Below are 22,432 nucleotides of genomic sequence, written 5' to 3' on the forward strand. Positions count from 1 at the left end.
GCCTGGCGGCCAGAGGCGGAGTCTGCCCGCAGGGCGTAGGAGCCGGCGTTGCCGGCGAACGAGCGCGAAGCGGTCGCAACGCCTGAGGGCGCGGTGTACCAGGCAGACCGCATGTGCAGGTTTTACTGGCGCTGCGCACCAGATCGCGGGGCAAGGCCCGCTCCCACGGCCTGGCGGCCAGAGGCGGAGTCTGCCCGCAGGGCGTAGGAGCCGGCGTTGCCGGCGAGCGAGCGCGAAGCGGTCGCAAGGCCTGAGTGCGCGGTGTATCAGGCAGACCGTATGTGCAGGGTTTGCTGGCGCTGCGCACCAGATCGCGGGGCAAGGCCCGCTCCTACGGCCTGGCGGCCAGAGGCGGAGTCTGCCCGCAGGGTGTAGGAGCCGGCGTTGCCGGCGAACGAGCGCGAAGCGGTCGCAAGGCCTGAGTGCGCGGTGTGTCAGGCAGACCGCATGTGCAGGTTTTACTGGCGCTGCGCACCAGATCGCGGGGCAAGGCCCGCTCCTACGGCCTGGCGGCCAGAGGCGGAGTCTGCCCGCAGGGCGTAGGAGCCGGCGTTGCCGGCGAACGAGCGCGAAGCGGTCGCAAGGCCTACATTCACAATGCAGGCTTTTGCTGCGAGGCCACCGCGCCAACCGCCAGGGAAGTGCCCCTCACTCACCCCCCATCATCAGGTCCAGATTCTGCACCGCCGCCCCCGCCGCGCCCTTGCCCAGGTTGTCGAACACCGCCGCCAACAGCACCTGCTCGCCATTCTCGAACACCATCAGGCGCAGGTCGTCGGTGCCGTTCATCACCTGCGGGTCCAGGTACGTCAGCGCCTTGGCCTGCTGCATCGAAAGCACCTCGACGTGCTGCAATTGCGCATAGTGCTCGGCCAGGCACGCCTGCAAGCGCTCCCCGGTAACACCCGGCGCCAGCAGCCGCAATTGCACCGGGATGGTCAGCACGATGCCCTGGCGGAACGCACCATAGGCCGGCATGAACATCGGCCGCTGGCCCAGCCCGCTGTACTGCTGGATCTCCGGCACGTGCTTGTGCGCAAGCCCCAGCCCATACGCCTGGTATGCCGGCGCCCCGGCCGCATCCGGCCCCTCGTACAGCTCGACACCGGCACGCCCGGTGCCCGAGTAGCCCGACACGGCATGCAGGCTGGCAGGGTAGTCCTGCGGCAACAGGCCGGCATCGATCAACGGCTTGAGCAGGCCGATGGCCCCGGTCGGGTAGCACCCGGGGTTGCTCACCCGCTTGGCTGATGCAATGCGCTCGGCCTGCTGCGGGCTCATCTGGGCGAAACCATAGACCCACTCCGGGTGGGTACGGTGCGCGGAGCTGGCATCGATCACCCGCACCGCCGGGTTGCGGATGCTGGCCACCGCCTCGCGCGCGGCATCGTCGGGCAGGCACAGCATGGCGATGTCGCAGGCGTTGATCGCCTCGGCGCGGTGCTGCGGGCTCTTTCTGTGTTCGGCGGGCAGGGTCAGCAACTGCAGGTCGGTTCGGCCCTGCAGGCGCTGGTGGATCTGCAACCCGGTGGTGCCCTGGTCGCCATCGATGAATACAACGGGTGTGGCCATGAGTGTGCTCGCACGTGAAAAAGGTCAGGGCTTATCTTCGATGCGCGGTTAAGATAGGAAAAGTTGAATTTGGCAAAGGTCAGGTTCAGTTTTACTGAAGAGGCAACACCCATGCGTGAAATCAGCCTGGACCGTTTGCGTACCCTGGTGGCGATTGCCGACCTGGGGTCGTTCGCCGAAGCCGCGCGGGTGCTCAACCTGGCGCCGCCCACGGTCAGCCTGCATGTCGCCGAGCTTGAAGCACGGGTGGGCGGCACCCTGCTTTCGCGCACCCGTGGCAACGTGCAGCCCACTGCCATCGGCGAAACCCTGGTGGAGCGCGCCCGCCGCCTGCTGGCCGACGCGCAGCAGGCACTGGACGACGTGCAGCGCCAGGTGCTGGGCCTGGCCGGGCGCGTGCGATTGGGGGCGTCCACCGGGGCGATTGCGCAACTGATGCCCCAGGCGCTGGAAACCCTGGGCCATGCACACCCCGGCATCGATGTGCAGGTGGCGGTGCTGACCTCGCGCGAAACGCTCAACAAGCTCGCCGAGGGCTCGCTGGACATCGGCCTGGTGGCCCTGCCGCAAAGCCCGGTGAAGGGGCTGAGCATCGAGCCCTGGCGGCGCGACCCGGTCATGGCGTACCTGCCGGCACGCTGGGACTGCCCGGCGCAGGTCACGCCCGAGTGGCTGGCGACCCAGCCGCTGATTCTCAACGACAGCAGCACCGGGCTGTCACGCCTGACCTCGGAGTGGTTCAACGCGGCCGGCCAGCAGCCGGCGCCGCGCATCCAGCTCAACTACAACGATGCGATCAAGAGCCTGGTGGCTGCCGGCTACGGCGCCACCCTGCTGCCCAACGAGGGCTCCACGCCGCTGGCCGATGCGCGCATCGTGATGCGCCCGTTGCAGCCGCTGCTGTGGCGCCAGCTGGGCATCGCGCACCGCAGCGGCGAGGTGGAGCGTGCCACCGGCCATGTGCTGCAGGTGCTGTGGGGCTTGAGCGCGGGGTAGGGCGGGGCCGCGCAGACCTGTAGAATCCCTGCCAGGACCGCAAGGTCACCCTGTTTCCGGAGCCAGACGCCGCATGCCTGTCATCACCCTGCTGCAAACACCCCCCGACGAACCGATCAAGGGCCAGATCCTGCAGATGGTGGTCGACTACCTGACCGACATCAGCAGCGTGGCCCTGCCGCCGAGCAACCCGCTGTACAGCCTCTACCAGTACGGCATCGGCTATGAGGTGCACCTGTACCTGGAGGCCCTGAGTGGCGCGCGCGGCATCCCGGTGGAGCTGCTGGTGGCCACCGACGAGCAGGACCCCTCGCGGCTGCTGGGGTTCGTGCTGTACCTGCCGGTGCAGGACGACCCCCAGGCCTGCGCGGTGGCGTACATGGCGGTACTGGCCGGGCACCGGCGCCAGGGCATCGCCCGGGCCCTGCTGGGGCAGGTACGCGAGCGCTACCCGCACGTGGAGCTGGCCTGCGCCGTGGGCAAGGTGGCGTATTTCGAGGCGATGGGCTTTCAGGTGCTGGGGGCACGCGGGCCGCAGGTATTGATGAACACCCGCGATCACGCCACCGAGGGGCTGCTGGCGGTGCTCGACGTGGCGCCGATCTACCGCACCCTTGAGGTCCAGCAGATTCACGCCTACCTGCTCAAGCAGCACGGCAAGCGGGCCATGGTGGACGCCGAAAAGCAGCGCGACCGTCATCTGGATCAACTCACCCGCCAGGCCAGGGCATTCGTGCAGCAGCGCCTTGGCGACACGGGCGCGCAGGCCGCTGCCAGCCTGCGGCTGGTGTGAGGGTAGGGGCGTCAACCGGTGGATTTGTGCGCAGGGCAAGGAACGCCGGCCGGCACTGCGCATCCAAGCTCGATAGCGACGCACAGGCAGGTATTGATAATGCGTCGCATCCCGTGGTGCTACGAAAGCAACACAAAATCCCGCATCATGGGCGCAGTTTGTTCAAGGGAGAGTTACATGCACGACTTATCATCCAGGCTGCGTCTGGGCGCGTTGGCGCTGGGCATGCTTGTCACCACGCTGGCGGTGGCGAGCGACGAGACGCAACTGGTCGAGTCGATCAATGGCTATCGCAGCCAGTCGCAACGTTGTGCCGAGCAGGTGTCGCTGGAGCTGCCGCCGCTGGCCAGCGACCCGCGCCTGGTGCTCCCGGCCAACGGTGTCGGTGACTTGCAGCAGGCGCTGGTGAAGGCCTCGTACCCGATGGTCAGCGTGCAGGCCATCAGCCTGTCGGGGCCGCGCGATGCAGCGGCAGCGATGAAGGCGATCCAGGAGAGCTTCTGCAAGGTGGTGCTCGACCCGCAGTTCGTCGATGTGGGCGTGAGCCGCGAAGGGCGTGACTGGCGCATCGTGCTGGCGCGCCCACTGCTCAGTGCCAAGCTGGCGGAGTCGCAGGTGGAGGGGCAGAAGCTGCTCGATGCGATCAACAGTGCGCGGGCCCAGCCGCGCCAGTGCGGCGCCCAGGCCTATGCGGCCAGCGCGCCGCTGGCCTGGAATACCACCCTGGCAGAGGCCTCCCAGGGCCATACGCGGGCCATGGCCAACGGCAATTTCTTCGACCACCGCGACCGTGACGGGCGCATGCCGGGCGACCGCGCCGAGTTGCAGGGCTACAGCTATCAGCTGATCGGGGAAAACATTGCCGCCGGGCAGGACAACGTGCGCAAGGTGGTCGATGGCTGGCTGGCCAGCGCCGGGCATTGCGCCAACCTGATGAACCCGCAGTTCAAGGAGCTGGGCGCGGCCTATGCGGTGGACCCCAAGAGCGATGCGGGGATCTACTGGACGGCGATGTTCGGGACGAAGTGACAGCATCGTGGGTCAAGCCCGCTCCCACAAGGCACACCGCCATCCTTGTGGGAGCGGGCTTGACCCGCGAGAGGCCGGCGCCGACCTATACCAGTACCTTGGTCATGGGCACACACGTCAGGTCGATGCCCCGGGGTGAGTGATAGAGCGCTGTCGCTTCGCCCACATAACCACACTGTCGATAGAAGGCTGCTGCGTTCAGCGTGGCGTCCAGGTTCACCTGCGCCAGCCCCAGGTTGCGCGCCAGCGCTTCAAGAAACGCCAGCATCTGTTTGCCCAGGCCTTGCTGCATGTACCCCGGCAACACGAAGATCGCCCCGATTTCACGGGCATTCACATCCAGCATGCCGGTTGCCACCGGCTCACCTTCGATGCACCCCATGTAGAAGTGACTGGCCATGAGGCTGGCGTAGCCATCCTCGGCCGTGCCCGCCGTCCAGGCCAGCATCTGTTCTGCCGGGTAGGCCCCGATGCAGTGATGACGGACTGCCTCCCGACGTATGTCGTAGGCCACTTGGGCATCGGCGCTGGTAGCGGGTCTGATGGTGAGCATTTCACAGTCCATTGGTTCAGGAGGAGGTTGCGGTGGCACTGGCAGTATCGCTGCGGTGGCAGTTCAGGCACCAGACCACGCCACCGACCAGCAGCGCAATAGCAACCAGCTCCAGCGCACCGGGCAGCCGCTGTTCCCACAAAAAGCCGAACAGCAGCGCCGCCAGGGTTTCCACCACCAGCACCTGGCCGCTGAGCGCCAGCGGCAGCAGCCGGCTGGCCTGGTTCCAGAAGGCGCCGCCGACCACCGACGATAGCAGCGCCACGCCCGCGGCCACCAGCACGAAGTGAACCCAGGTTGCCGCGCCATGGGCCGCCACTTCAGGGCCCAGCACCGGAATCGCCAGCACCAGCGCCTGTGCGCCAGTCATCAGGCCCGTGAGCAAGGCCCAGTCGTGGGAGGACACGCCGCCGACCAGGGCCAGCCGACGGGCATTGGCCACCGCGTACCAGCTCCAGCTCACCAGCGCGCCCACGGCGCACAGCAGGCCGGCTATCACCTGGCCGCTGCTGGTGCGGGTGTCGGCGCCGCTGTGCAACGCATCGAGGCTGATCAGGGCCACGCCGGCCATCGCCAGCGTCAGCGAGGGGATCAGCCGCCGCACAGGCACCGCGTTGGCGTCATGGCGCCCCGCCAGGGTCACCAGCACCGGGATCAGACCGACGATCAACGAGGTGGTGGCGATGCCGACCAGTTGCACGCCGCTGCCCACCAGCGAGTAGTACACCAGGTTGCCCACCAGGCTCAGCCAGAACAGCGAGACCCAGTCGGCACGGGTGAGCTGCGCGCATACCCGGTGCAGGCGCGGCATCAGCAGCACCAGCGAAAACAGCCCGTAACACAGGAACCGCAGTACCGCGAACTGCACCCCGCTCAACCCTGGGGTGAGTTCGGGGCCCAGGAAGATCACGCCCCAGCACACCCCGGCCGCCACGCCGTAGCCAAGCCCCTTTACCAACGAACGATCAGCGAACATCGCACCACCCCTGCCGTGAAAGGTGCCCAGCATGCGGGTTTTGCCAGTGGTGGTATTGGCGCCGACTGCGGGGTTTTTTACCCAGGCTGTTGCTGGCGCCTGCGGTAGGCGGCGGGAGTGATGCCGCCCACCCGCTGCATGGCGCGGGTAAGGGCGGCCTGGTCGCTGAAGCCGCTGCGCAGGGCGATCTCGGCAATCGGCAGGTGGCTGTCGCCCAGCCAGCGCTGCGCCTGCTCGATCCTTACGCGGGTCAGCCAGCCCTGCGGGGTGCAGTCATGCAGCTCGCGAAAGCGCTGATGCAGCTGGCTGAGGCTCATGCCCGCGACATGGGCCATGCGCTCGTTGCTCCAGGCGGCGGCTGGTCGGGCGTGTACCTGGGCAATCAGGCGGTTGAGGCCGGGGTTCGGCTGCACCGGCAGGGCGGCCAGCGACGCCAGCAGCAAGGGCGCCAGGTGTGTTGCAGTGGCCGCCAGCTGGTCACGGCCGATGAGCTCGGCATATTCGATCAGGCGCCGGGTGGCGGGCGGGATGGCGACGTAGGTGCGTTGGGCCAGCGCCGTGAACGGCTGGCCGTGCAGTGCATCGGGGGCACAGTCGAGCACCAGGAAGCGACTGCCGGGCTGCGCCAGCTGCGCGTGCTGCGAACCGGGTCGCACCAGCGCCGCCAGGGCATTGTCGATGCTGCCGCCACGGCCATCCACGTCGATTTCCATGCGCCCGCAGATGGGCAGCACCAGTTGCGTGAAGTCATGCTGGTGATGAGCGCTTTCAGCCTGATAGCTGCGAATATCGAGGTTCAAGACCAATGGTGCACTCCTGGCGTCAGACGTCGGCATGGCCGCCGTGCGCACAGGCTATCCTCGACCCTCTGAACATTCAATCGCACGTGCGCGCCCCAGCCGACAGCCGGCTGTTCGAGATGATCGCACAGTGCCACAATGCGGCTTACCAGCGCTTCACCATAGCGGGCATAGCCAATGGATCATCCCTTTTCGCACCCTGATGCCACTGTGGCGCAACTGGCCCGTACCGACCGTTTGCAGTTGCTGTTCCGTCAGTCGCTGACCGCGGTATACGGCAGCTTTCTTGGCGCAGTGATGCTGTGCTGGCTGTGCTGGGACTACATCGAACACAACGTCGCGTTGAGCTGGATCGGCGTGCTGAGCGTGGCGACCCTGTCGCGCATCGTGCTGTTCACCGCTTACTACCGCAGCCCCGAGACCAGCCATACCCCCTCGCGCTGGGAACGCAGATACTGGGTCACCCTGGTGTTCAGTGCCGGCGTGTGGGGCCTGGGGGCGCTGGCGGTGATGCCGCACGACAGCCTGCTGGCCCAGGCGATCGTGCTGTTGTTCGCCGTGGGCATGTCGGGCAGCGCGGTGTCCTGCTATTACGCCTACCGCTCGATGACCCTGGCCGCCATCGGCCTGGTGCTGCTGCCCTGCACGCTGTGGCTGCTGTTTCAGCCCTCGCAGCTGCAGACCGGCATGGCCCTGGCGGTGCTGGTGTTTTCCTCGTTCATGCTGCGTGCCACCGGCAAGCTCTGCGCGGCGCTGGAGAAGGCGTTATGCCTGACCCACGAGATGGAACGCGCGCACCACATCGCCAGCAGCGCGGCGCAAACCGATGAGCTGACCGGCCTGAAGAACCGCCGGGCGTTCTTCGAACATGCCCAGCAGTTGTACTCCCACAGCCAGCGCGAGCAGCGCCCGCTGTGCGCATTGATGCTGGACATCGATCACTTCAAGCGCATCAACGACACCTACGGTCATCAGGTCGGCGACGAGGTGCTGCGCCAGATCGGCGGGGTGATCAAGGCCTCGTTCCGCGACACCGACGTGTACGGTCGGCTGGGCGGGGAGGAGTTCGCGGTGCTGCTGGCCGACACCCCGATGGACACGGCGCTGGGCATCGCCGAGCAGTTGGCGCAAGCCATCGCCCAATTGCAGTTCGTGCACCACAGCGATGGTCGCCAGGGCATGACGGCCAGCTTCGGCGTGGCGGTGGCCAGTGCGGCGCACAGCGACCTGCACACCTTGCTCAACAGCGCCGACCAGGCGATGTACCGCGCCAAGGCCCAGGGGCGCAATCAGGTGGTGGCGGCCGACTGACCGCCTGTGCACTGCAACTGAACGTTCGGCCGTGCCCGGCACTCACTAGAGCTGAGTGACCCAGAGGACAATGCCATGTCGGTTGACCGCAATACGCCTGAACTCAAAGCCTGGTATGCCGTGCTGGACGATCAGAGTTACCGGCTGAAGTCGCCGGATGCCTACCACCAGGCCCTGGTCAGCCTGGCCCAGGCGCTGCTGGACGACGGTGCCATCGAATGGGACGACTGGCTGGCGCTCAAGGCCATGGCCGATGAGGCGAACACGCACGCCATCGAAGCGGCCGTGGAGGCCAAGGTCGACGACCCGGATACCTGATGGCCAGGGAGGTGCGGATGAAAACGCTGAAGATCGCCACATTCAACATCAACGGCCTGCGGGCGCGGCTGCCCAACCTGCTGGCCTGGCTGGAGCGGGAACAGCCCGACATCGCCTGCCTGCAGGAGCTCAAGGCGGTAGACAGCGCGTTCCCTGTGGCTGACTTCGAAGCCCTCGGCTATGGCTGCCTGCACCATGGCCAGGCGTCGTGGAACGGCGTGGCGATTCTGGCCCGTGACGCGCAACCGCTGGAGGTGCGCCGCGGCTTGCCGGGAAGCGAGGACGATACGCAAAGCCGGTATCTCGAAGCGGCGGTGCTGGGCATTCAGGTCGGCTGCCTGTACCTGCCCAATGGCAACCCGCAACCGGGGCCCAAGTTCGACTACAAGCTGGCCTGGTTCGAACGCCTGATCGCCCACGCCCAGGGCCTGGTGAACAGCGAGCACCCGGTGCTGCTGGCCGGCGACTTCAATGTGGTGCCCACCGACCTGGATATCTACAACCCGCGCTCCTGGCTCAAGGACGCGCTGCTGCAGCCCGAAAGCCGCGAATGCTACCAGCGCCTGCTGGCCCAGGGCTGGACGGACGCGATCCGCCACCTGTACCCGGACGAGCGGGTGTACACCTTCTGGGACTATTTTCGCCAGCACTGGCAGAAGAACTCGGGGCTGCGCATCGACCACCTGCTGCTCAACCCGCCGCTGGCCAGGCGCCTGAAAAACGCCGGGGTCGACGCCTGGGTGCGCAACGAAGCGCATGCCAGCGACCATGCACCCACCTGGATCGAACTCAAGGCCGCTCGATGAGCCCCTTGTTGCGCATCGGCTGTGCCGGCTGGAGCCTGCCGCGCGCGTACTGGCCGGCGTTCGCCGAGCAGGGCACGCACCTGCAGCGATATGCGTCGCGCCTGCCGGCCGTGGAAATCAACAGCTCGTTCTACCGCCCGCACCAGCCCGCCACCTATGCGCGCTGGGCTCAGGCGGTACCGCCAGGCTTCGCATTCTCGGTCAAGGTGCCCAAGCAGATCACCCATGTGCAACGCCTGCATGACTGCGCCGGGTTGCTGGATGCGTTTGTGCAGCAGTGCACGCAGTTGGGCGAGCGCCTGGGATGCCTGCTGGTGCAGACCCCGCCATCGCTGGCCTGCGAGCCGCAGGTGGCGCAGGCGTTCTTCGGTGCACTGCGTGAGCGCTACGCCGGCGCGGTGGCGTTCGAGCCGCGCCATGCCTCCTGGGCCGACGCCGGGGCGCTGCTCGAACGCTGGCGCATTGCCCAGGTGGGGGCCGACCCCAGCCCCATCGGTGCCGTGCAGCCAGGTGGCTGGGCCGGCTTGCGCTATTGGCGTCTGCACGGCTCGCCACGCCTCTATCACAGCGCCTATGGGCACGAACGCCTGGCACTGCTGGCCCAGGACATACGCCAGGCCCTGGAGGCCGGTGTGGAGTGCTGGTGCATCTTCGACAACACCGCCAGCGGCGCTGCGGTAGGCGATGCACTGGGCCTGCTGCAACTGCTGGAGGACACATAAGGCAATTTGCTGGCCCCGACGCCTTTTCATCCTTGGCAAACTCGCCGCCTTTCAACGGGTTAGGATGACTTCATGCGAGGTTTCGTGATGACCGTGGCCGTGTGCGCGCTGGCCACCCTCTCGCTGGCGACGCACGCCAAGGCGCTGAACAAGAATGACCGCTTCGTGTGCAGCTGGGGTTCGGAGATTGCCGCCGGCGCGCAGCAGTCCAAGCTGTCCGGGGTCACGCTGTATGCCGCGCGCAAGCGCCTGCAATCGCGCAAGTTCCCCAAGCCGTGGATGCGCATGACGGCCATGGGCATTACCGAACAGACCTACAACAGCCGCTCGCGGCTCAAGCCGCCAGCCATCAAGCAGACCTACTACGAACAGTGCGCGCGCCATGCCATGGCGCAGCGCTAGGCGCCGAGCAGGCGCTCGATCCGGGCCAGTTCCCAGGTGCTGAGCAGGTAGACCGGGTCGGTGCCGTAGCGCAGGCCAGGCTCGTACACCCGGCCATCCGGGCTCTGGCAGCGCTGGCAGTGGTGCAGGTGGCCGTGTTCGACATCCAGGCTCAACTGCCAGCCGTCGATCTGCACCTGCATCACGCCACTGGCCGGTTGCGCCTGCAGGCACTGCAGGCTGGCCAGCCCCAGGGCGGCGTCACGTAGCTGCTGGCACACCTCGCGGGCGGTGAGGGTGTGGTCAGTGGGCGCGTTCATCCATACCTCCCGGAAAAAAGCGTCACTTTATGCGGTGGCGCGGGCGATGTCTTCGCCTGCCTGAGTCGCGCTATAGTCGCCGGCTTGTCGAAGCCCAATGAACGAGGTGTGGTGTGAGAGTGCTGATCGTGCTGTTGCTGGGCCTGATGCCCATCGTTGCCCAGGCGCTTGAGGTGGGCGAGCGCGTGGCCCCGTGGACCCTGCTCGACCAGTTCGAGCAGCCGTATACCCTCAACGACGACACGGCCCTGGTGCTGGTGGCGCGCAGCATGGAGGGTGGCAAGCTGGTCAAGGCGGTGCTGGAGGGGCAGCCCAAGGGCTACCTGGAGGCGCGCAAGGGTGTGTTTGTCGCCGACGTGCAGCGCATGCCGGCGCTGATCGCCAAGCTGTTCGCCATCCCGGCCATGCGCGACTACAGCTACCGCGTGCTGCTGGACCGCGAGGGGCGGGTGGCCTCGCGTTACCCGGGCGCCGAAGACAAGGTGCTGTTGCTGCAACTGGAGCACGGGCGCGTGACGGCCAAGCAGGAAGTGGCCGATGCACAGGCACTGCGCGAGGCGCTGGCCGAGGTGAAGGCGCGTTGAAGATCCCCGCTGAGTTCATCGTTCACGAAACCGCGCACTGGGATCGCGGGCCAAGCCCGCTCCCACAGAAGCAGCGCAAACCTGTGGGAGCGGGCTTGACCCGCGATCGGGTGCGCAGCACCAGCAGGCAACTACGCCCCTCACTTCACCGGATGCGCCGCCACCGCCACCTTCAACGCCTCGGTCACCAGCTCGATCAGCACCGGCCTGGCACTGGCCTGCATGGCCTTGCCGATGTCTGGCTGCTTGCTCATCACCTTGTCGGCATACTTGGATTCGCGACCTTCGCTGGCCAGTGACGCCAGCTCCTTCGCCGAAAACGACTGGCTGTAGGCCTCGACCAGGTGCTGGTCCCACTGCGGCTGGTACTTGGGCAGCAGCCCCTTGATGGCCGCCGTCACGCTCTTTTCCGCTTGCTGGCTGCCGACCTGCGCAGTCAGCAGGCCGTAGGTGTTGGTGCGCATGGCCGCCGACAGCGCAATCGGCCCCAGGTTGGCCCCGGCCTGGCTCTTGACCACGAACTCGCGCGCCGCCTCTGCGGCCGGTGCCTTGGCATAGGCAGTGCCACCCAGTCCGCTCAACGCCAGTAGGGCAAGCAGGGTATACAGAACTTTCATGATCACTCCGTTCTCGACAATCCGAATCTACTGCGCCAGGTGCTCCAGCGCGATGCCCGGCCGCTCCACATGGCGGTAGCCGGTCTGGCCGGCCACTGGCACGGGCACGCCCGGTTGCGGGGCCCTGGCCTGGGTACGATAACCCAGCGGGCTGATGCCCAGCTCTTTCTGAAACACCCGGCGCATGCGTTCTTCGCGGCCGAAGCCGACGGTTTCGGCAATGCGCTTGATCGGCTCGCGGGTGGTCTCCAGCAGGCGGCACGCCGCTTCAAGGCGCAATGTTTCCACCGCCTGGGCCGGCGTGTCACCCGTGGCCGCCACATAGGCCCGGGCAAAATGCCGCGGGCTCATGCCGAACTGCTCGGCCAGGCGCTCCACCCGCAGGTCGCCATCCAGGTTGGCGGCGATCCAGGCATGCAGCCGGGCCAGGCGCACATCCGGTGCGGTGCGCAGCGCGTTGGACTGTGCCTGCAACGAGGCACTGAGTTGCGGTTGCCCGGCCGAGCGCCACAGGAACACCGTGAAGTAGCGTGCCAGCGCCAGGGCCGTGTGGGGGCCCAGGTCCTGCTCCACCAGTGCCAGCGCCAGGTCGATGCCCGCCGTGGCGCCGCCGCAGGTCCACAGGTTGGCGTCGTTCAGGTACAGCGCGTCGGGCTGGCACTGCACGCTGGGGTAGCGCGCCTGCAACTCGTCATTGAACTTCCAGTGGGTCACCACCCGACGGCCATCGAGCAGGCCCGCAGCCGCCAGCGCGAAGGTGCCCGTGCCCACCGAGCACAGCCGGCGAATCTGCCCATGGCGCCGGCGCAGCCAGTCGCACGCGCGCGGGTCTGCTTCCAGTGCGGCCACCCCCGGGCCGCCGGCCACGATCAGGGTGTCGATGTCGCGCAGCTCCAGGTCCAGCTGCGTCAGTGAACGGGTCATCACCTCGATGCCCGACACCGTGCTGATCAGGCCGCCCTCGGGCGAGGCCAGTACCAGGCGATAGGGCGGGTGCTGTGCGAACGCGCCGGCCAGCAGGCGCGGCACGGCGCCGAACACCTCCAACGGGCCGGCCGCATTGAGCAGCAACGCATCGTCGAAACCCAGCACCACCACCGTGCGGGGCGCGGGTGGCGTGGCAGCAAAGGAGGGGTGTTTGGCATGGAGTTGCACGGGGGGCCTCGACATACTGGGTTCAACACGAAACAAGGGGACGACAATGCCGTTATTCGCTGCTGCTGCCAAGCACCTGCACGCCCGCCGCACCACCTTGCGCGCCGTGGCGCTGTGCGCCGGCATGGTGCTGGCCCAGGCCGTCAGCGCCGCACCTGCCGCGCTGCGGGTCGGCGACCAGAGCGGGCTGGTACAAACCCTGCTGCAGGCCGCCGGGGAGGCCGAGCCCCTTACCTTGCCCCTGAGCTGGCACCCGTTCCCGGCCGGCCCGGCCTTGCTCGAGGCGCTGAGTGCCGGGGCGGTGGATGTGGGGGTGGTGGGCAATGCGCCGCCGGTGTTTGCCCAGGCCGGCGGTTTCGACATCCGTATCATCGGCGTGGCCGACGGCGCCCAGAACAACAATGCGCTGCTGCTGCCACAAGGCTCGACGGTGCAACAGGTGGCCGACCTCAAGGGCCGGCGCGTGGCGGTGGCCAAAGGCTCCAGCGGCCACTACCTGCTGCTGGCCGCGCTGCGCCAGGCCGGGCTGAGCCCTCGCGAGGTGAAGATCGCCTACGCCAGCCCCATCGATGCGCAAAACGCCTTTGCCAGTGACCATCTGGACGCCTGGGCGGTGTGGTACCCCTTTGTCGGGCAGGCCACCGCCTACGGCGCCCGGGTGCTGGTGGACGGCTCGGCCTGGCCCGAGACCGGCCTTAACTTCACGGTCGCCAGCGGCCAGGCCCTGGCCGACCCGCAGCGTGCTCGACAGCTGGGCGAGCTGATGGTGCGCCTGGCCAGGGCGCAGGCCTGGGCCACCGCCCACCCGGATGCCTGGGCCCAGGCGCTGGCAGGCAGCACGCGCCTGCCCCTTGAGCTGGTGCGCGAGATGCTGGCGCACCAGCACCTGCGCTATGTGCCCATCGACCCTTCGATCATCGCCTTGCAGCAACGCCTGGCCGATGCCTTCGCCGCCGAGCGCCTGATCCCAAAACCGCTGCAGGTTGAACAGGTATTCGATAGCCGTTTCAACAGTTTGCTGCCACAACCTGACTAAACACTTCAACTCGACCTGCCATGCCGACCTGCCGTCGGCAGGGCATCACTCACCCGGAGAAACGTCATGACTGCCCTGCACACCCCGACCCTCAAACGCCACAGGACCGGCCTGGTTGCCGTGGACCACGCCCGCAGCGCCGGGGGTTACACCCTGTTCGCACCGCAGACCGCCGACGGCAACGTGTTCCTGATCGACCTGGACGGCGAAGTGGTACACCGCTGGAAGCTGCCCCAGCGCCCCGGTCGCGACGCGGTGATACTGCCCAACGGCAACCTGGGCTACAACGGCAACCACCCCGACTCCCCCGAGCTGTTCCCCGGCTGGTCGGTATGGCACGGCGGCGCCTTCAGTGAAGTCACCGCGCAAGGCGAGGTGGTGTGGCAGCACACCGACCTGCTGCACCACCACGATGCCCAGTGGCTGGACAACGGCCACCTGTTGTACACCACGGTCGAGCCCCTGAGCCCCGAGCTGGCCAGCCGCGTGGTGGGCGGTATTCCCGGCAGCGAGGCGGCGGGCGGGGTGATCTATGCCGATGTGGTCAAGGAGGTGGATCGCCAGGGCCAGGTGGTGTGGGAGTGGCGCAGCTGGGAGCACCTGCGCCCCGAGGACTACCCGCTGCACGACACCTTCGAGCGCTACCACTGGCCCATGACCAACGCGGTGACCCCGGGTCGCGATGGCAAGGTGATCCTCAGCCTGCGCAGCGTGTCGTCGGTGATCGCCGTGCAGCGCGGCAGCGGCGAGGTGCTGTGGCGTCTGGGCCACGATCTGGTGGCGCAGCAGCATTGCCCTAGCGAGCTGGAGAACGGCCGCATCCTGGTGTTCGACAACGGTATTTCGCGGCCACACGTGTCGATGCCGCACTCGCGCATCCTGGAGATCGACCCGCTGACCCGGCGCATCGAATGGCAGTACGCCGATACCCCCGGCTACGCCTTCTTCACCCCGTTCATGGGCGGTGCGCAGCGCCTGCACAACGGCAACACGCTGATCACCGAGGCCAACTTCGGCCGCCTGTTCGAAGTGACGCCGGCCGGCGAGGTGGTGTGGGAGTACATCAACCCGCATTTTGCCGCCTACCCCGATGCGGCCTCGCGCCGCTACCTGCCGGGCGAGAACAACGCGATCTTCCGCGCGCACCGTTACCAGCGCGACGACATTCCCTGGCTGAAAGCCTGAACACAGCGCACCAGCACCCACCCTCACGCTCACGCACACCACGCGCAGCGAGGTACCGCCATACCCCCAAAGGAATCGATGATGAAGCTGCCTTATCCACGCCCCCTGTGCCTGGCCGCACTGGGCCTGCTGTCACTGCCTGCGTCAGCCACTGAACCTACCCCCACCGACGCCCCGACCCTTGCCCCAGTGACGGTCGAGGCGCGCCGGCGCAGCGAAGAGGCGCAGCACGTGCCCACCCCCATGAGCGTGCTGGGCGCCCAGGCCCTGGAGGCGCAGCGCCTGTATCGCCTGCAGGACCTGCAACAGGCCATGCCCAGCGTCAACGTGGCGTTCATGAACCCGCGCCAGTCGAGCCTGTCTATTCGCGGGCTGGGCAACAACCCGGCCAGTGACGGCCTGGAGGGCAGCGCCGGGATCTACCTCGACAACGTCTACCTGGGCCGCCCCGGCATGGCCGTGTTCGACCTGCTGGACATCGAGCAGATCGCCTTGCTGCGCGGCCCGCAAGGCACCCTGTTCGGCAAGAACACCACGGCCGGTGTGCTCAACATCGCCACCCGCCAGCCCACCTTCACCCCGCAGGGCAACGTGTCGACGTCGCTGGGCGAGGACGGCTACCGGCAGGTGCAGGGCGGTGTGTCGGGGCCGTTGACCGACACGCTGGCCGGGCGGGTGGCGGCCTACCGCACCGACGAGAACGGCTACGTGGAGAACCGGTTCGACGGCGACACCCTGGGCGGCGGCCGGCGCCAGGGCTTTCGCGGGCAGTTGCTGTTCAAGCCGCAGGAAGACTTCAGCCTGCGCTGGATCGGCGACTACAACGAGGAGCACTCCAGCGCCGGCACGCGCTCGCTGTTCAGCACCGGGCCGACCATCAACGGGGTCAACCGCTATGAACAGCGGGCCCAGGCGGTGGGCGCGACGCTGGTCGACGGGCGCAGGGTCAACCTCGATGCCGACCAGCGTGTCACGGTGTTCCAGGGCGGCACCTCGCTGGAGGCGAACTGGGGGCTGGCCGATGGCTTCACGCTGACGTCGATCAGCGCCTACCGCTGGTGGGACTTCACCCCGCGCAACGACGACGAACTGAACGTGGACGTGATGCACAACGTAGGCCAGTCGGCCCGCGACAAGCAGTACTCGCAAGAGCTGCGCCTGGCCTCGCCGCTGGGTGGGCGGTTCGATTACGTGGTGGGCGGCTATTACTTTGGCCAGCAGATGCAGAACCGCGTGTTCACCGAATACGGGCCGCTGGCCGACACCTGGAACGGCACCCCGCAGGGCGCATTGAACGATGTGAACAGCGTGGGCCACGGCAGCATCGACACCGACAGCTTCGCCACCTTTGCCCAGGGCACCTGGCACCTGACCCCGCGCCTGGACCTGAGCCTGGGCCTGCGCGGTACCTACGAGCGCAAGCAGGCCAGGGTGACGCGCGATGCCCCGGTGGGCGGCGCGAGCGTGACGGGTGCGGCGGCAGCGGTAAGGCAGGGGCGTGTCGGCGCCTATGATTCGGGCGACCTCAGCCTCTACAGCTTCAGCGAGTCGGCGCTGGCCAGCCTGGCCTGGCGGGTGAACGACCAGGTACTGGCGTATGGCTCGTTGTCCCACGGGGAGAAGTCCGGCGGGGTCAACCTCAGCGTGGCCAGCGCCCCGGTGGCCGGCGCCGACTCGCTGCTGATCGGCAGCGAACGGGCCAACGACGCCGAACTGGGCATCAAGACCACGCTGCTGGATCAGCGCCTGCAACTCAATGCCAACCTGTTCTGGACGATTGTGCACGGCTACCAGACCAACGCCTACGACGACGCCAACCTCACCAGCTACCTGACCAACGCCGGCAGCGTGCGCAGCCGTGGCCTTGAGCTGGACAGTACCTGGCGGGTGAGCCGTGGCCTGACCCTGAGCCTGAACGGCTCGTGGAACGATGTGCGCTACCTGTCCTACGACAACGCCCCATGCCCGGCGGAGGTGGCCTTGCGCCCCGGCGCCCCGGCCGCCTGCGACCTCAGCGGGCATAACGTGGTGGGCGCGGCCAAATGGATTGCCAACACCAGCGCCAGCTACCAGTGGGACCTGGACAACGGCCTGCAACCCTACGTGAACGGCAACTACGCCTGGCGCTCGCAGGCGGTGGGCACGGTGGACGATTCGCGCCTGGCGCAGTTGCCGGGGTATGCGCTGGTCAACCTGTCGGCGGGGGTGCGCGGCGACTGGGGCCAGGGCCAGTGGGACGTGTCGCTGTGGCTGAAGAACGCCTTCGACAAGACCTACTACACCACCCTGTGGAACTCGCCCAACGGCGCCTACACCGGGGTGTTGGGTACGCCGCGCACCCTGGGCATGAGTGCACGCTACGACTTCTGAGGCGTGGGCTTCAGGAGTACGCCTGCACCACCCAGCGTACCTTCGCCAGCGCCGCGCGCAGCGTGTCCAGGTCCACCGAGCCCAGCGCCAGCCTGAGTGCACGCGGCACGTGACTGGTGGTGGCGAACGGCTGCGCGGTGGACACCGCCACCTGTTCGCGCATCAGGGCGGCGGCGATCTGTTCGGCGCGGGCGTCATCAGCCAGCGGTAGCCACAGAAAGTACGAAGTTGGGTGGGTGACGCAGGGCATGCCCGCCAGTACTTCGCGGGCGATGGCCTGCCTGGCCTGGGCATCGGCGCGCTTCTCGGCTTCCAGGCGCTCCACCGTGCCGTCCTCGATCCAGGCGCAGGCAATGGCGGTCATCACCCCGGGGGTGTTCCAGGTGGTGGCGCGAATGGAGCGCTCCAGCGCGGCAACCTGGTGCGGCGGCGCGGCAATGAAGCCCACGCGCAGGCCGGTGGCGATGTTCTTCGACAGGCCTGACACGTACAGCGTGCGCTCCGGTGCCAGCTGGGCCAGGGGCGGCGGCGCGTCGTCGGCCAGGAAGGCGTAGGCGGCGTCCTCGATCAGGTGCAGGTTGTGGGTGCGGGCAATCGACACCAGTTGTTCGCGCTGCTCCAGGCTCATCACCCAGCCCAGCGGGTTGTGCAGCGTGGGCATGCTGTACACCGCGCGTACCGGGCGGCTGCGGCACAGCCGCTGCAGGGCGCCGAGGTCCGGCCCGTGGGGCGTGACCGGAATCGGCAGCATCTCGAGGCGCAACGCCTCGGCCAGCACCTTGAACCCGGAGTAGGTGAGGGCGTCGACCGCGATCACGTCGCCGGGCTGCAGCAGGGCCATCAGCACCACGGCCAACCCGTGCTGGGCGCCGCTGACGATCAGTACCTGCTCTGGATTCACCTCTAGCCCGCAACCGAGCAGGTGCCGGGCGATGCAGGCGCGTTCATGGGCGCGCCCGGCATGGGGCTGGTAGCGCAGCAGCGCCTCCAGGTCGCCGCTCAGTGCCAGCTGGCGCAAGCCGCTGCGCAGCAGGTCGGCCTGGCCGGGCAATGCCGGGTAGTTGAAGTTCAGGTCGGCCATGCCGGCGGCCACCACCTGCTGGTCGACGCCCAGGTCGGGCGGCAGCGAGGTTTCGCGCACGAAGGTGCCGCGCCCGGTCTCGCCGCTCACCAGGCCCATCTGCTCGAGTTCGGCATAAACCCGTGACGCGGTGACCAGGGCCAGGCCATGGGTCGCGGCCAGGTGACGGTGGGTGGGCAGGCGGGTGCCAGGGGCGAGCCTGCCGTCACGAATGTCGGCGGCAAAGGTATCGACCAGGGCCTTGTAGCGCGAGCGAGGCATGTGCAGATGTATCCATGACGATTTTTTGATTGTGCTGATCGTCGGCCCTAGCATGGTTTTTGGCAAGCGTGCCCTTACCCCTGCAACCTGTCGAGCGTGACTTCAATGGAACAGACTCTCAAACCTCGTACCCTGGACGACGCCACCCGTGGCTGGATCAACGGCCTGATCGGCGTGGTGATTTTCAGCGGCTCCTTGCCGGCCACGCGCCTGGCGGTGCTGGAATTCGACCCGGTGTTCCTCACCGTGGCGCGTGCCGCCATTGCCGGTGTACTGGCGCTGGCCTTGCTGATACTGCTCAGGCAACCGCGCCCGACCCGGGCTCAGGTAATGCCCTTGATCGTGGTGTCGCTTGGGGTGGTGGTGGGGTTTCCGCTGCTGACCGCGCTGGCCTTGCAGCACGTGACCTCGGCGCATTCGATCGTGTTCATCGGCATGCTGCCGCTGGCCACCGCGGTGTTTGGCGTGCTGCGGGGGGGCGAGCGCCCGCGCCCGGTGTTCTGGCTGTTTTCGGTGCTGGGGTGCTTGATGGTGGTGGGCTTTGCCTTGTCGCAGGGCTTGGCGGCGTCGCCCCAGGGTGACCTGCTGATGCTGCTGGCGGTGGTGGTGTGCGGCCTGGGTTATGCCGAGGGGGCGCGGTTGTCGCGGGCGCTGGGCGGTTGGCAGGTGATCTGCTGGGCGCTGCTGGTGTCGTTGCCGGTGATGCTGGTGCTGACCTGGTACCTGGCGCCGTCGACGTTTGCGGGTATCAGCCTGCCGGCGTGGGTGAGCCTGGGGTATGTGTCGCTGTTCAGCATGCTGATCGGTTTCGTGTTCTGGTACCGCGGCCTGGCCCAGGGCGGGATTGCGGCAGTGGGGCAGTTGCAGCTGCTGCAGCCGTTCTTTGGCCTGGCCTTGGCGGCGGGGTTGCTGGGCGAGCAGGTCAGCCCGGGTATGCTGGGGGTGACGGTGGGGGTGATCCTGTGTGTGGCGGGGGCGAGGCGGTGGGCGCGGTAGAGGCATCCAACCTGCGCCCCTGTTGCTCTTGAGCCGAGAAAACCAAACTGGAACGCTGGTCCTGTAGGCCATGGCACGTTGCAACAGATGTAGGAGCCGGCCTCGCCGGCGAAGCGCCGCACGGGCGGCGCTCGATCTTGAGAGCGCTGCAAAGGCATCGGCTGGCACTTGGTGGTAATACCGCGATCTGAAACTGGGCCCTTCTGAAGAAATCCCAATTATCTGTCTCGAGATTGTTTCAGGGCTTGGAGGGGGATGTTTTTAGATTGCATCAAGCCTTGGGTGTGTCCGCCTGAGTATTTCATCAAGCCCTGCAGGTGCATGCCTTGAGTCCACCTGCGCTTTCAAGATCCAGCGCCGCCCGTGCGGCGCTTCGCCGGCAAGGCCGGCTCCTACATCTGTTGCAACGTGCCATGGCCTGCAGGACCAGCGTTGTCAGCTTTGTCTGTCCGGCCGCAGATTGAGGTGCGGCCATCAGGCTTGCGCCACCCTTGCTTCTTCATCTGATCCGCTTTTTGCCTCGCTAGCTGCATCTGTTTCCAGATCAGAAGGGGGCAGACAATGTGGCCTTCGACAGCCGCACCCCCTCAGTTAGGAGCTCCCATGGGCAAGATGGCAATTTTTGTATTCGGCTTTCTGGTATTGGCCTTCGCAATCGGAGCACTGGGTACCATCTCCCCCCTGTAACCCCCCGTCACACCCCGCACAAAACCAGGAAGGCGCCGAGACTCCCGCGCCTTCTTTTCTATTCTGCCACCAAGCCCTTGTTCACCCGCCACGCCAGCGGCAGCGTGAGCAGCAGCGTGGCCGCCAGCACCACCACCGCCGTGGGCACCCCGGTAAAGTCCCCCAGCCGCCCGAACACCACCGGTGCCAGTGCGCCGCCACCGATGGTGCCGGTGTAGAACAGCGCGAAGGCCTGCTCGTGCTTGCCCGCAGCCGCCAGCTCCGGCACCACGCCATACAGCACCGACGAGGTGCCGTTCAGCGCCAGGCCCAGCAACGGCAGCATCACCAGCGTGGCCGAATACGGCAGCACCACCGCCAGCACGATCAACAGCGCAGTCCCCGCTTCGGTGAGCGAGACGGTTTTCAGCAGGCCGATGCGTGCGCCCAGGTAGCCGCACAGCAGCTTGCCGAAGGCCCCGCCCACGAACAGCAGCGTCAGCGCCAGGCCGATACCGGCGGTGCCGGCGCCCTTGAGCCTGAGCAGAAACGGCAGGAAGGTCAGAAACCCCATGCGCACCGCGCTGTCGAGCATGCCCAGCATCAGCAGGGCACGCAGGCCGCCCGGCGAGCCGTTTCCGGTGGCCAGCTTCGGCGCCTTGCCGCCCGCCGCCAGGGCCTGGGCCCGGGAGGGGATCAGCCACCACAGCAACACCGCCGCAGCCACACCCAGCACGCCCAGCAGCGTTGCACCGGTACGCCAGCTGACGGCCACCAGCAGCACGCCCATCAGGCCCGGAATGACCGCCTTGCCGATATCGCCCGCGAAGTTGTAGTGCGACAGCGCCTGCTTGACCCCGCCGCCCGCCGCGTGGCTGTCGGTGATCATCGAGGAGGCCAGCGGGTGCTGGGTACTGGCGCCCAGCCCGCCCAGCATCAGCGCCACCAGCAGCACACCCAGGCCGGTGGCCTGGCCGGCGACCAGGTAGGCCACGCCGGCCAGCAGCGTGCCGCCCACCAGCAGGCGCTCGCGGCCAAAGCGCCGGGCCGCGCGGCTGGCCAGTAGCTGAAAGCCGGCCATCATCCCGGAATAGGCCCCGCGCAACAGGCCCACCTGGGCCAGGCTGAGGCCGAACTGCGCCTGCCACAGCGGCAGCAGCACGTAGATCACGTCGGTGAGCCCGTCGTGCACCGCGTGGGCGCTGCAGCCGGCCAGCAGCGAGCGGCGGCGCACCGAGGTTTCGGTGGTGACGGTGGCGTTACGGGGTACCGTTTCTTCCATGGATGACAAACCCTTCGCGTTCGGTCAGACGCTCGTAGTATGCCCGAACCGCTGCAAAATCCGGATGCTCCAGCGGGGTTTCGAACCAGCGATTGACCGACAGGCCGATGGCGATGTCCGCCAGTGAAAAGTCCTGGCCACTGACGTAGGCGCCGGTCGATTCGAGCTGGCGGTCGAGGATCTGCAGGTTGGTGGTCCACTGTCTGCATGCCGCCGCCAGTGCCTCGGGGTCCTGATGGTCGGGGGAATGGCGCACCAGCGACAGGAAGGGGTAGGTCCAGGACTTGTTGAGGTCGGTGGCCTGCCAGTCCATCCACTGGTCCACCCGTGCGCGCACCCGGGGCTCGGCGGGGTAGAGGTGCTGCCCGTGGTACTGGTTGGCCAGGTAGCGCAGGATGCTGTTGGACTCCCACAGCACGAAGTCGCCGTCCTTGATCACCGGCACCATGGCGTTGGGGTTGAGGGCCAGGAACTGCGGGCTGAAGGTGGACCTGAAGCCCGAGCCCCAGTCCTCGCGCTCGAAGGCGATACCCAGCTCGGTGCAGGCCCATAGCACCTTGCGTACATTGATGGAGGAAGCTTTGCCGAGTATCTGCAGCATGGGAGGCCCTTGTGGTTCGGT

General features: G+C 67.4%; 23 protein-coding genes. 13 read left to right on the plus strand and 10 right to left on the minus strand.

The features are described 5' to 3' along the window. Positions 1–648 precede the first annotated feature (648 nt). A complete protein-coding gene (argC, locus tag V9K84_RS06970) occupies positions 649–1,572 on the minus strand; it encodes an N-acetyl-gamma-glutamyl-phosphate reductase (RefSeq protein ID WP_088515365.1) in 924 nt (307 codons plus the stop codon). Positions 1,573–1,683: 111 nt separating this feature from the next. Between argC and V9K84_RS06975 the strand changes: the two genes are divergently transcribed. From V9K84_RS06975 to V9K84_RS06985, 3 genes are all read left to right on the plus strand, one after another. Then, positions 1,684–2,568, plus strand: coding sequence for a LysR family transcriptional regulator (locus V9K84_RS06975; protein ID WP_043860492.1), 885 nt, complete (start codon positions 1,684–1,686; stop codon positions 2,566–2,568). Between the two features lie 73 nt (positions 2,569–2,641). Beyond that, positions 2,642–3,361 (plus strand): GNAT family N-acetyltransferase, encoded by a 720-nt coding sequence (locus V9K84_RS06980; protein WP_043860493.1) that lies wholly within the window; start codon positions 2,642–2,644, stop codon positions 3,359–3,361. Between the two features lie 177 nt (positions 3,362–3,538). Continuing rightward, positions 3,539–4,390, plus strand: a complete 852-nt coding sequence (locus V9K84_RS06985) for a CAP domain-containing protein (protein WP_043860494.1) — start codon at positions 3,539–3,541, stop codon at positions 4,388–4,390. Positions 4,391–4,475: 85 nt separating this feature from the next. Here the strand turns inward: V9K84_RS06985 and V9K84_RS06990 are convergent, their stop codons facing one another. The 3 genes from V9K84_RS06990 to V9K84_RS07000 form a co-directional block, all read right to left on the minus strand. Beyond that, on the minus strand, positions 4,476–4,943 hold the full coding sequence (locus V9K84_RS06990) for a GNAT family N-acetyltransferase (protein ID WP_088515364.1): 468 nt from the start codon (positions 4,941–4,943) through the stop codon (positions 4,476–4,478). A 16-nt stretch (positions 4,944–4,959) separates the two neighbouring features. Then, positions 4,960–5,919: a DMT family transporter gene (locus tag V9K84_RS06995; RefSeq protein ID WP_078480222.1), complete on the minus strand. Its 960-nt coding sequence runs from the start codon at positions 5,917–5,919 to the stop codon at positions 4,960–4,962. 77 nt (positions 5,920–5,996) lie between these two features. Beyond that, positions 5,997–6,725, minus strand: coding sequence for an AraC family transcriptional regulator (locus V9K84_RS07000; RefSeq protein WP_043860496.1), 729 nt, complete (start codon positions 6,723–6,725; stop codon positions 5,997–5,999). Between the two features lie 171 nt (positions 6,726–6,896). On the opposite strand from V9K84_RS07000, the gene V9K84_RS07005 reads away from it, so the two are divergent. From V9K84_RS07005 to V9K84_RS07025, 5 genes are all read left to right on the plus strand, one after another. Beyond that, positions 6,897–8,030, plus strand: a complete 1,134-nt coding sequence (locus tag V9K84_RS07005; protein ID WP_043860497.1) for a diguanylate cyclase — start codon at positions 6,897–6,899, stop codon at positions 8,028–8,030. Between the two features lie 75 nt (positions 8,031–8,105). Continuing rightward, on the plus strand, positions 8,106–8,348 hold the full coding sequence (locus tag V9K84_RS07010) for a hypothetical protein (protein WP_338794324.1): 243 nt from the start codon (positions 8,106–8,108) through the stop codon (positions 8,346–8,348). Positions 8,349–8,365: 17 nt separating this feature from the next. Continuing rightward, positions 8,366–9,154, plus strand: a complete 789-nt coding sequence (gene xth / locus V9K84_RS07015; RefSeq protein ID WP_043860499.1) for an exodeoxyribonuclease III — start codon at positions 8,366–8,368, stop codon at positions 9,152–9,154. Beyond that, the gene (locus tag V9K84_RS07020) at positions 9,151–9,876 is read left to right on the plus strand and encodes a DUF72 domain-containing protein (RefSeq protein WP_088515363.1); all 726 of its coding nucleotides are present in this window, start codon (positions 9,151–9,153) and stop codon (positions 9,874–9,876) included. The genes xth and V9K84_RS07020 overlap by 4 nt, the downstream gene beginning before the upstream one ends. A gap of 72 nt (positions 9,877–9,948) precedes the next feature. Further along, a complete protein-coding gene (locus V9K84_RS07025) occupies positions 9,949–10,278 on the plus strand; it encodes a hypothetical protein (RefSeq protein ID WP_088515362.1) in 330 nt (109 codons plus the stop codon). Here V9K84_RS07025 and V9K84_RS07030 read toward each other — a convergent pair. Then, positions 10,275–10,577, minus strand: a complete 303-nt coding sequence (locus V9K84_RS07030) for a hypothetical protein (RefSeq protein ID WP_043860502.1) — start codon at positions 10,575–10,577, stop codon at positions 10,275–10,277. The genes V9K84_RS07025 and V9K84_RS07030 overlap by 4 nt on opposite strands. A gap of 113 nt (positions 10,578–10,690) precedes the next feature. Here V9K84_RS07030 and V9K84_RS07035 point away from each other — a divergent pair, with 113 nt between their 5' ends. Continuing rightward, entirely contained in the window at positions 10,691–11,161 is a 471-nt protein-coding gene (locus V9K84_RS07035; RefSeq protein ID WP_088515361.1) for an FAD/FMN-containing dehydrogenase, read from the plus strand. Positions 11,162–11,301: 140 nt separating this feature from the next. On the opposite strand, the gene V9K84_RS07040 is transcribed toward V9K84_RS07035, so the two are convergent. Then, complete coding sequence (locus tag V9K84_RS07040; RefSeq protein ID WP_043860504.1) at positions 11,302–11,778, minus strand: hypothetical protein; 477 nt, start codon at positions 11,776–11,778, stop codon at positions 11,302–11,304. Between the two features lie 27 nt (positions 11,779–11,805). After that, positions 11,806–12,933: a helix-turn-helix domain-containing protein gene (locus V9K84_RS07045; RefSeq protein WP_256582876.1), complete on the minus strand. Its 1,128-nt coding sequence runs from the start codon at positions 12,931–12,933 to the stop codon at positions 11,806–11,808. Between the two features lie 46 nt (positions 12,934–12,979). Here V9K84_RS07045 and V9K84_RS07050 point away from each other — a divergent pair, with 46 nt between their 5' ends. From V9K84_RS07050 to V9K84_RS07060, 3 genes are all read left to right on the plus strand, one after another. Next, the gene (locus V9K84_RS07050) at positions 12,980–13,969 is read left to right on the plus strand and encodes an ABC transporter substrate-binding protein (RefSeq protein WP_088515359.1); all 990 of its coding nucleotides are present in this window, start codon (positions 12,980–12,982) and stop codon (positions 13,967–13,969) included. 66 nt (positions 13,970–14,035) lie between these two features. After that, complete coding sequence (locus tag V9K84_RS07055; protein WP_043860506.1) at positions 14,036–15,154, plus strand: aryl-sulfate sulfotransferase; 1,119 nt, start codon at positions 14,036–14,038, stop codon at positions 15,152–15,154. 81 nt (positions 15,155–15,235) lie between these two features. Further along, the gene (locus V9K84_RS07060; RefSeq protein WP_088515358.1) at positions 15,236–17,524 is read left to right on the plus strand and encodes a TonB-dependent receptor; all 2,289 of its coding nucleotides are present in this window, start codon (positions 15,236–15,238) and stop codon (positions 17,522–17,524) included. Between the two features lie 10 nt (positions 17,525–17,534). Here V9K84_RS07060 and V9K84_RS07065 read toward each other — a convergent pair whose 3' ends face one another. Further along, the gene (locus V9K84_RS07065) at positions 17,535–18,866 is read right to left on the minus strand and encodes a PLP-dependent aminotransferase family protein (RefSeq protein WP_054915346.1); all 1,332 of its coding nucleotides are present in this window, start codon (positions 18,864–18,866) and stop codon (positions 17,535–17,537) included. Between the two features lie 105 nt (positions 18,867–18,971). On the opposite strand from V9K84_RS07065, the gene V9K84_RS07070 reads away from it, so the two are divergent. Continuing rightward, positions 18,972–19,862 (plus strand): DMT family transporter, encoded by an 891-nt coding sequence (locus V9K84_RS07070; protein ID WP_088515357.1) that lies wholly within the window; start codon positions 18,972–18,974, stop codon positions 19,860–19,862. A gap of 745 nt (positions 19,863–20,607) precedes the next feature. Here V9K84_RS07070 and V9K84_RS07075 read toward each other — a convergent pair. Further along, a complete protein-coding gene (locus V9K84_RS07075; protein ID WP_088515356.1) occupies positions 20,608–21,810 on the minus strand; it encodes an MFS transporter in 1,203 nt (400 codons plus the stop codon). Then, positions 21,788–22,411: a glutathione S-transferase gene (locus tag V9K84_RS07080; protein ID WP_043860541.1), complete on the minus strand. Its 624-nt coding sequence runs from the start codon at positions 22,409–22,411 to the stop codon at positions 21,788–21,790. Before V9K84_RS07080 ends, V9K84_RS07075 begins: the two co-directional genes overlap by 23 nt. Positions 22,412–22,432 lie beyond the last annotated feature (21 nt).

The organism is Pseudomonas sp. AE27, assembly GCF_037113495.1.
Classification (GTDB): Bacteria; Pseudomonadota; Gammaproteobacteria; order Pseudomonadales; family Pseudomonadaceae; genus Aquipseudomonas; species Aquipseudomonas palmensis.

Excerpts from the sequence above, each read along its gene's own strand:
- argC (WP_088515365.1), bottom strand. The coding sequence starts at position 1,572 with ATGGCCACACCCGTTGTATTCATCGATGGCGACCAGGGCACCACCGGG.
- V9K84_RS06975 (WP_043860492.1), top strand. The coding sequence starts at position 1,684 with ATGCGTGAAATCAGCCTGGACCGTTTGCGTACCCTGGTGGCGATTGCC.
- V9K84_RS06980 (WP_043860493.1), top strand. The coding sequence starts at position 2,642 with ATGCCTGTCATCACCCTGCTGCAAACACCCCCCGACGAACCGATCAAG.
- V9K84_RS06985 (WP_043860494.1), top strand. The coding sequence starts at position 3,539 with ATGCACGACTTATCATCCAGGCTGCGTCTGGGCGCGTTGGCGCTGGGC.
- V9K84_RS06990 (WP_088515364.1), bottom strand. The coding sequence starts at position 4,943 with ATGCTCACCATCAGACCCGCTACCAGCGCCGATGCCCAAGTGGCCTAC.
- V9K84_RS06995 (WP_078480222.1), bottom strand. The coding sequence starts at position 5,919 with ATGTTCGCTGATCGTTCGTTGGTAAAGGGGCTTGGCTACGGCGTGGCG.
- V9K84_RS07005 (WP_043860497.1), top strand. The coding sequence starts at position 6,897 with ATGGATCATCCCTTTTCGCACCCTGATGCCACTGTGGCGCAACTGGCC.
- V9K84_RS07010 (WP_338794324.1), top strand. The coding sequence starts at position 8,106 with ATGTCGGTTGACCGCAATACGCCTGAACTCAAAGCCTGGTATGCCGTG.
- xth (WP_043860499.1), top strand. The coding sequence starts at position 8,366 with ATGAAAACGCTGAAGATCGCCACATTCAACATCAACGGCCTGCGGGCG.
- V9K84_RS07020 (WP_088515363.1), top strand. The coding sequence starts at position 9,151 with ATGAGCCCCTTGTTGCGCATCGGCTGTGCCGGCTGGAGCCTGCCGCGC.
- V9K84_RS07025 (WP_088515362.1), top strand. The coding sequence starts at position 9,949 with ATGCGAGGTTTCGTGATGACCGTGGCCGTGTGCGCGCTGGCCACCCTC.
- V9K84_RS07030 (WP_043860502.1), bottom strand. The coding sequence starts at position 10,577 with ATGAACGCGCCCACTGACCACACCCTCACCGCCCGCGAGGTGTGCCAG.
- V9K84_RS07040 (WP_043860504.1), bottom strand. The coding sequence starts at position 11,778 with ATGAAAGTTCTGTATACCCTGCTTGCCCTACTGGCGTTGAGCGGACTG.
- V9K84_RS07050 (WP_088515359.1), top strand. The coding sequence starts at position 12,980 with ATGCCGTTATTCGCTGCTGCTGCCAAGCACCTGCACGCCCGCCGCACC.
- V9K84_RS07055 (WP_043860506.1), top strand. The coding sequence starts at position 14,036 with ATGACTGCCCTGCACACCCCGACCCTCAAACGCCACAGGACCGGCCTG.
- V9K84_RS07060 (WP_088515358.1), top strand. The coding sequence starts at position 15,236 with ATGAAGCTGCCTTATCCACGCCCCCTGTGCCTGGCCGCACTGGGCCTG.
- V9K84_RS07065 (WP_054915346.1), bottom strand. The coding sequence starts at position 18,866 with ATGCCTCGCTCGCGCTACAAGGCCCTGGTCGATACCTTTGCCGCCGAC.
- V9K84_RS07070 (WP_088515357.1), top strand. The coding sequence starts at position 18,972 with ATGGAACAGACTCTCAAACCTCGTACCCTGGACGACGCCACCCGTGGC.
- V9K84_RS07075 (WP_088515356.1), bottom strand. The coding sequence starts at position 21,810 with ATGGAAGAAACGGTACCCCGTAACGCCACCGTCACCACCGAAACCTCG.
- V9K84_RS07080 (WP_043860541.1), bottom strand. The coding sequence starts at position 22,411 with ATGCTGCAGATACTCGGCAAAGCTTCCTCCATCAATGTACGCAAGGTG.